Here is a 7,227-nt window from a genome sequence, read left to right on the forward strand (position 1 = left end):
GCGGCTCGACACCAACGCCACTTCCCAAACACATGCCGCATAACCCCCGACGAATTAACGGGCGAGACCACTTAGCGCGATCAGTCTGAACGAGGTTACGCAGCTCAGCATCGTTGCTGAGATGCGCACCCGGCTGGCGCTTGAGCAGTGCGTGGGCGGAATCGACGAGCGCTGGAAAATCTGTTAAAGCTGGAGCGACTTCCCCGCGTTCAGTAATCACGACCCGCGCGACGGACTCGGCAAGTTCCTTTAGCGCGGCAAAGAATCACGATCTGTCGGTGCCGCCCACGGCTTCCGCCAAACGATCGCGGTGAGCAACGACATGCGGTCCAGGCCTGCCCATCGATACCCAGCGGACGGTCAAGTGCAAGGTCATCTGACATACCGATCCCCTACTGTCCCGGTCGCGATAGTGAATGCCGATTACGAACCGGACGAGCGGTAGCCAAAGTACCAGCGCAAATACTGGCACTCGCCCGATGTGGTCCCAATGTGGTCCCACAGACCAGCGGCACCTACCGGGCCTCAGCCGGCTAAACCGCAGGTCAAAGCCTACTTCTCGTGGTCGGGCTGACAGGATTTGAACCTGCGACCACTTGACCCCCAGTCAAGTGCGCTACCAAACTGCGCCACAGCCCGCGTGCCGCCCTGCATCATCGGCAGCAGGTCGAAAGCCTACCTCAAGCCAGCCGCCCCCCCCGCCAAGCGACCTCACTCGTCCTGCGCCCTCCCTCATCAGGCCCCCGTCTGATCATGCCCCTGTCTGATCAGGCGTCGACATTGCCTTCCCGGGCCGGCAGCTACCGGGCTTGGGTGTGAGCTGAGGGCGGGCCTCGAGCGGCGTGTCCCCGCCGTGGCGTCACACCGGAAGCCGTCGGTTCACACTCGACGCGACGCTCAGCGCCGCTTGGCGGCCCGCTTCTCGCGCACCCGCACGTTGATGCGGATCGGGGTGCCCTCGAACCCGAACGTCTCACGCAGCCGCCGTTCCAGGAAACGCCGATAACCGGCCTCCAGAAAACCGGTGGTGAACAGCACGAACGTCGGCGGCCGGGCCGCGGCCTGGGTGGCGAACAAGATGCGAGGCTGCTTGCCGCCACGCACCGGCGGCGGCGTGGCCGCCACCACCTCCTTGAGCCAGGCGTTCAGCGGGCCGGTCGGTATGCGTGCATCCCACGACGCCAGCGCCGTCTCCATCGCCGGCACCAACTTCTGCACCGCGCGGCCCGTCGTGGCCGAGATGTTGACCCGCTGCGCCCACCTCAACTGCGCCAGCTCGCGGTCGATCTCCCGCTCCAACAGCTCGCGGCGATCCTCGTCGACCAGATCCCACTTGTTGAACGCGAGCACCAGCGCCCGTCCCGCCTCGATCACCATCGACAGCACCCGCTGGTCCTGTTCGGTCAGCGGCGCCGAGGCGTCGATCAGCACGACGACCACCTCGGCCGAGTCGATGGCCGAATGCGTGCGCACCGAAGCATAGAACTCGTGTCCACTGGCCTGCCCGACCTTGCGCCGCAGGCCGGCCGTGTCCACGAACCGCCACACCTTGCCACCCAGGTCGATCAGCGAGTCCACCGGGTCCACGGTGGTCCCGGCGACGTCGTGCACCACCGAACGCTGGTCACCGGCCAGCTTGTTCAGCAACGAGCTCTTGCCCACGTTGGGCTTGCCGACCAGCGCCACGCGCCGCGGACCGCCCGGCGCCGGGGCCACCTCGGACACCTCGGGCAGCACGGCCAGCACCGCGTCGAGCAGGTCGGCCACCCCGCGACCGTGCATCGCGCTGACCGGGTGCGGCTCCCCGAGGCCCAGCGACCACAACGCCGCCGCGTCCGCCTCGTTCTTGTCGCTGTCCACCTTGTTGGCGGCCAGGAAGACCGGCTTGCCCGAGCGCAACAGAATCCGGGCCGCGGCCTCGTCGGCGGCAGTCGCCCCCACGGTGGCGTCGACCACCAGGATCACCGCGTCGGCGGTGCGCATGGCCACCGACGCCTGTTCGGCCACCAGCTGCTGCAGGCCCTTGGCGTCGGGCTCCCATCCCCCGGTGTCCTGCACCACGAACCGCCGTCCGGTCCACAGCGCGTCATAGGAGACCCGGTCCCGGGTCACGCCGGGAACGTCCTGCACCACCGCCTCGCGCCGTCCCAGGATCCGGTTGACCAGCGTCGACTTGCCGACATTGGGCCGCCCCACCACCGCCACGACGGGCGCCGGGCCCGCGTCGGTTGGCTCGTCTAAGTCGAAACCGACGGAATTCCAATCACTTTCGTCGCTCCACGTCTCGTCCTGCGTCATCGCACCGCTCCGCTTCGCTGCTCGACCAACTCGAGGAGGTGCGCGATCACCTGCTCCTCGGTCATGTCGCTGGTGTCGACGACCACCGCGTCGGGGGCCGCGCGCAGCGGCGAGACCGCTCGGGTGGCGTCCAGATGGTCGCGGCGCCGCACATCGGCCAGCACGCGTTCGTAGTCGTCGCCCAGACCCGAGGCGAGGTTCTGATCGTTGCGCCGCCGCGCCCGCGTCTCGGCCGAGGCGGTCAGGAAGATCTTCACCGGAGCGTCCGGCAGCACCACCGTCCCGATATCGCGGCCCTCGACGACGACGCTGCCCGGACCCCCGGCCAGCTCCCGCTGCAGCGCGACGAGCCGCGCGCGAACGGCGGGAACCGACGACACCGCCGAGACCGCCCGGGTGACCTGTTCGCCGCGGATTTCCGCCGAAACATCCTCCCCGGCAAGGCAATAAATGAGATGGTCGGGGTCGTGGCCGACCGCCAAGTCGAGCGTCGACGCGAGAGCGGCAACGGCCCCGGCGTCGGCCGGGTCGACCCCGGCGCGCAACACCGCCAGCGTCACGATCCGGTACATCGCGCCGGTGTCCAGGTAGCGGGCTCCCAGGGCGCGCGCCAAACCTCTTGACACCGAGGACTTTCCGGTCCCAGCCGGGCCGTCGATGGCTACCACGACGTTCACAGGCCCACCGCTTTGTAGAGTTGCCCGACCTCGCCGCGGCTCAATGCCCGGATGCTGCCGGGCCGCTGCTCCCCCAACGACACCGGCCCGAGCTCGACGCGCACCAGCGCCTCCACCGGGAAACCCGCCGCCCCCAGCAGCCGGCGCACGATCCGGTTGCGCCCCTCGTGCAACGTCAAGCGCACCAGCGTCTTTCCGGGAATTGCGTCCATCACGGCGAAATCATCGACCCGCGCGGGGCCGTCGTCCAACTCGATGCCCGCGCGCAGCCGCTTGCCCAGCCCGCGCGGCACCGAACCGGTCACGGTCGCCAGGTATGTCTTGGGCACCTCGTGAGAGGGGTGCATCAAGCGGTGCGCCAGTTCGCCATCGTTGGTCAGCAGGATCAGCCCCTCGGTGTCGGCGTCGAGGCGCCCGACGTGAAACAGGTTCCTGGTCCCGCGCACTTTGCGTTCCACCAGATCGCCGATGCAGGGCCGGCCGCGATCGTCGGACATGGTCGAGTGCATGCCGCGGGGCTTGTTCAGCGCCAGGTAGACCATCGAGTCGTCGGCGACCACCCTGGCCCCGTCGACGCGGATCACCGAGGCGTCGGGATCCACGCGGGTTCCCAGCTCGGTCACCACCTTCCCGTCCACCTCGACGCGACCCTCGAGGATCAGCTTCTCGGCGGCGCGCCGCGACGCAATCCCGGCCTGGGACAACACCTTTTGGAGACGCACACCCTCGGGTTCGAGCATCACTCGTGGTCCACGTCGAACGACAGCGCCTTCTGAGCCGGAGCGCCCCCGGCGAGTTTGACGAAACGCGGCTCACTGTCCAGGGATTCGCTGAGCTCCTCGATCGCGTCGACGTCGGGAAGCAGCGGTGCGATGTCGGGCAGGTCGGCCAGCGAGGTCAGACCCAGCCGCTCCAGGAACAGCGCGGTGGTCGCGAACGTCACCGCGCCGCTGTCCTCGTCGGTGCCCGCCTCGGTGATCAGGCCCCGCGCCAGCAGGGTGCGCATCACGGCGTCCACGTTGACGCCCCGGACCGCGCTCACCCGTGCCCGGGTCACCGGCTGGCGGTAGGCCACGACGGCCAGCGTCTCCAGCGCGGCCCGGGTGAGCTTGGAACGCGCGCCGTCCAGCAACAGCTTCTCGACATACGGGGCGAACCTGGCCCGCGTGTACATCCGCCAACCCTCGTCGGTGTTGCGCAGGTCGATGCCGCTGTCGCGTTCGGTGAGTTCCGCCGACATCTGCTGCAGCCTGGCGGCGATCCGGTGGGCGGGCTGCTGGGTGACAGCGGCCAGCGCTTCGACCGTCACCGGACTGTCGACCACCAGCAACAGCGCCTCGAGCACGGAGCCGAGTTCGTCGGCGTCCATGGGCGCCGCCTCGGCGATGTCGGGAATGCCCGCGTCGAGATCGACGCCGGTCGCGTCGTCAGTCATTGGCGGCGCTCCTCACGACTCGTCCCGGACTTCTGCCAGGGCCTCGTTGGTCTGACGCTCCCCGGTCCACGAAATTTGAAGCACGCCAAGCGGCTCCGACTGGTCGAATGCTACCGTCCGGCTCCGATAGAGTTCGAGCAGCGCCAGGAAGCGCCCGACGACCTCCATCGGCGCCCGACAGTCGGCGACCAACTCCGAAAACGAGGCCCACTGGCCGCTGCCCCGCGCCTCCAGGATCGCCAGCAGTTTTTTGGCCTGCTCGGGGACCGAGACCTGCAGCTCGTGCAGATGCCCGGTGCTCACCGTCGGCGCCGGTCGCGGCGTGAACACGATCGCGGCGATCTGGGCGAACCGCTGGGCGTCGACACCGAGCATCACCTCGGGCAGCAGTTCGGTGAACCGGTCTTCCAACGACACCGCGCGCGGATAGCTGCGCAGCGCGGTGGCTTCCAGTTCGGCGAACATCTCCGCGACGTGTTTGAACGCACGGTACTGCAGCAGCCGCGCGAACAGCAGGTCGCGCACCTCCAACAGCGCCAGGTCCTCCTCGTCGTCGACCTGCCCGGCCGGCAGCAGCCGGGCCGCCTTCAGGTCCAGCAGGGTCGCCGCGATCACCAGGAACGCGGTGGTCTCCTCCAGCTCGAGCCGCGGCCCGATCTCCCGGGTGTAGGCGATGAAATCGTCGGTGACCTGGTGCAGCGCCACCTCGGTGACGTCGAGGCGATGGGCGAAGATCAGCTGCAGCAGCAGATCGAACGGCCCCTCGAAGTTGGTCAGCCGGACCTGAAAGCCGTTCTTGGGTGCCGCCTCACCGTGAGCGCCGCCCGTCACGCGCCGAATCGGTCGATGAACTCGCGGGCCAGCGCGCGGTAGGCGATGGCGCCGGTCGATTTCGGTGCCCAGGTGGTGATGGGCTCGCCGGCCACGCTGGTCTCCGGGAACCGGACGGTCCGGCTGATGACGGTGTCGAACACCAGGTCGCCGAACCGCTCCACAACACGGGCCATCACCTCGCGCGCGTTGACGGTGCGGGGGTCGTACCGGGTGATCAGGATGCCGCTGATGTCCAACTTGGGGTTGAGCCGGTCGCGCACCTTGTCGACGGTGTCGGTGAGCAGCGCCAGCCCGCGCAGCGAGAAGAACTCGCACTCGGTGGGGATCACCACGCCGTCCGAACAGGCCAACCCGTTCACGGTGAGCAGGCCCAGCGACGGCTGGCAGTCGATCAGGACGTAGTCGTAGCGGTCCAGCACCGGGTGCAGCGCGCGGCCCAGGGTCTGTTCGCGGCCCACCTCGTTGACCAACTGGATCTCGGCCGCCGACAGGTCGATGTTGCTGGGCACCAGGTCCAGGTTCTTGACCCGGGAGTGCACCAGCACGTCGTCGATCGACACCCGCGACTCGACCAGCACGTTGTGGATCGTCTTTTCCAACTCGTAGTGCGGCACCCCCAGCCCTGCCGACAGCGCGCCCTGCGGGTCCATGTCGACCAGCAGCACCCGCCTGCCGTACTCGGCGAGGGCGGCGCCCAGGTTGATCGTCGACGTCGTCTTCCCGACGCCACCCTTCTGGTTGCACATCGCGACGACCTTGGCCGGGCCGTGCGAGGTGCGCGGCTGCGGCTCCGGGATCGCCCGCGGCGGTCGCCCGGTCAGACCGAGCTCGGCGCCGTTGTCCGGCCGATCGGTCATGGCGGGGGTGTTCGCGAAGTGAACATCGCAGGAAAGTCTAACGGCTCCGCGCGCCGACACCGGGCGACCCGCAGGGCGATTTACCTGCGAATATGCCGGACCGCCGCGGGTTGGCGCCCATTCGAGTGCGCAGGCTTCACACCTGCCCCACCAGTACCAGCGGAGCGGCCACCAGGTGGGTCGCGGAAGCGCTGTCGCTTTTGCCGAGCACCGCGTCAGTCGCGGCGCCGGCCGCCGGCGTGACGGCCTATCGTGGCCTTCATGGACCTCAGAAAACGGGTACCGCTGCTGCGCTGGTCGGTCTGGCGGATGGCCACCGGGGTCCGCAACATCACCACGACGGGCCAGATCGGTGACGGGCGGGAAGCGGCCGCGGTGAGGTACGTCCTGCACCACGCCCGACCCGGCGACATCGACGACGTGCTGGCCGCCATCGACAAGTTCGCCTACGAGAAGTCCCTGCTGATCAACGTGGGCGACGAGAAGGGAAAGCTTCTCGACGCCGCCGTGCGCCGCGCCGATCCCGCGCTCGCACTCGAGCTGGGCACGTACTGCGGCTACGGCGCCCTGCGGATCGCCCGGGCCGCTCCGAACGCCAGGGTGTTCTCCGTCGAACTCGCCGAGGCCAACGCCGCCAACGCCCGGCAGATCTGGGCCCACGCCGGGGTTTCAGACCGGGTGACGTGCGTCGTCGGCACCGTCGGCGACGGCGGGCGCACCTTGGACGCGCTGGCCAATCAGCACGGATTCAGCTCCGGCGCACTGGGATTCGTTTTCCTTGACCACGACAAGGACGCCTACCTCGATGACCTGAAGAGCATCCTGGACCGGGGCTGGCTGCGGCCGGGAGCGATCGTGGTCGCCGACAACGTCAGGGTCCCGGGCGCGCCGAAGTACCGCGCCTACATGCGCCGGCAGCAGGGCACGCTGTGGAACACCGTCGAGCACAAGACCCACCTCGAGTATCAGTCCCTGGTCTCCGACCTGGTGCTGGAATCCGACTACCTGGGCTGACCGCCCCCGGGGGGGGGGGGGGGGGGGCGCCCGCGCGCCCGGGGGGGGGGGGGGGGGGGGGGGGGGGGGGGGGGGGGGGGGGGGGGGGGGGGGGGGGGGGGGGGGGGGGGGG

General features: G+C 69.2%; 7 protein-coding genes and 1 tRNA gene. 1 reads left to right on the forward strand and 7 read right to left on the reverse strand.

Annotation, left to right across the window (positions count from 1 at the left end; genetic code table 11):
- Nucleotides 1–562 precede the first annotated feature (562 nt).
- The 7 genes from FPZ47_RS25465 to FPZ47_RS25495 all read right to left on the reverse strand — a co-directional run bounded on the left by FPZ47_RS25465 (nt 563) and on the right by FPZ47_RS25495 (nt 6,101).
- A tRNA-Pro gene (locus FPZ47_RS25465) sits at nt 563–639 on the reverse strand.
- Nucleotides 640–897: 258 nt separating this feature from the next.
- The gene (der, locus tag FPZ47_RS25470; RefSeq protein ID WP_144954613.1) at nt 898–2,298 is read right to left on the reverse strand and encodes a ribosome biogenesis GTPase Der; all 1,401 of its coding nucleotides are present in this window, start codon (nt 2,296–2,298) and stop codon (nt 898–900) included.
- Nucleotides 2,295–2,975 carry a (d)CMP kinase gene (cmk, locus tag FPZ47_RS25475; RefSeq protein WP_144954616.1) on the reverse strand — a complete coding sequence of 227 codons (681 nt, stop codon included), beginning with the start codon at nt 2,973–2,975 and terminating at the stop codon, nt 2,295–2,297. Before cmk ends, der begins: the two co-directional genes overlap by 4 nt.
- Nucleotides 2,972–3,715 carry a pseudouridine synthase gene (locus tag FPZ47_RS25480; RefSeq protein WP_144954619.1) on the reverse strand — a complete coding sequence of 248 codons (744 nt, stop codon included), beginning with the start codon at nt 3,713–3,715 and terminating at the stop codon, nt 2,972–2,974. The genes cmk and FPZ47_RS25480 overlap by 4 nt, the downstream gene beginning before the upstream one ends.
- Nucleotides 3,715–4,410, reverse strand: coding sequence for an SMC-Scp complex subunit ScpB (gene scpB / locus FPZ47_RS25485; RefSeq protein ID WP_144954622.1), 696 nt, complete (start codon nt 4,408–4,410; stop codon nt 3,715–3,717). The genes FPZ47_RS25480 and scpB overlap by 1 nt, the downstream gene beginning before the upstream one ends.
- A 12-nt stretch (nt 4,411–4,422) precedes the next feature.
- Nucleotides 4,423–5,250, reverse strand: a complete 828-nt coding sequence (locus tag FPZ47_RS25490; protein ID WP_425461820.1) for a segregation/condensation protein A — start codon at nt 5,248–5,250, stop codon at nt 4,423–4,425.
- A complete protein-coding gene (locus tag FPZ47_RS25495) occupies nt 5,238–6,101 on the reverse strand; it encodes a ParA family protein (RefSeq protein ID WP_168209568.1) in 864 nt (287 codons plus the stop codon). Before FPZ47_RS25495 ends, FPZ47_RS25490 begins: the two co-directional genes overlap by 13 nt.
- A 261-nt stretch (nt 6,102–6,362) precedes the next feature.
- Here FPZ47_RS25495 and FPZ47_RS25500 point away from each other — a divergent pair, with 261 nt between their 5' ends.
- Nucleotides 6,363–7,115, forward strand: coding sequence for an O-methyltransferase (locus tag FPZ47_RS25500; RefSeq protein WP_144954631.1), 753 nt, complete (start codon nt 6,363–6,365; stop codon nt 7,113–7,115).
- Nucleotides 7,116–7,227 lie beyond the last annotated feature (112 nt).

The sequence above is a fragment of the Mycobacterium helveticum genome (assembly GCF_007714205.1).
Taxonomy (GTDB): Bacteria; Actinomycetota; Actinomycetes; order Mycobacteriales; family Mycobacteriaceae; genus Mycobacterium; species Mycobacterium helveticum.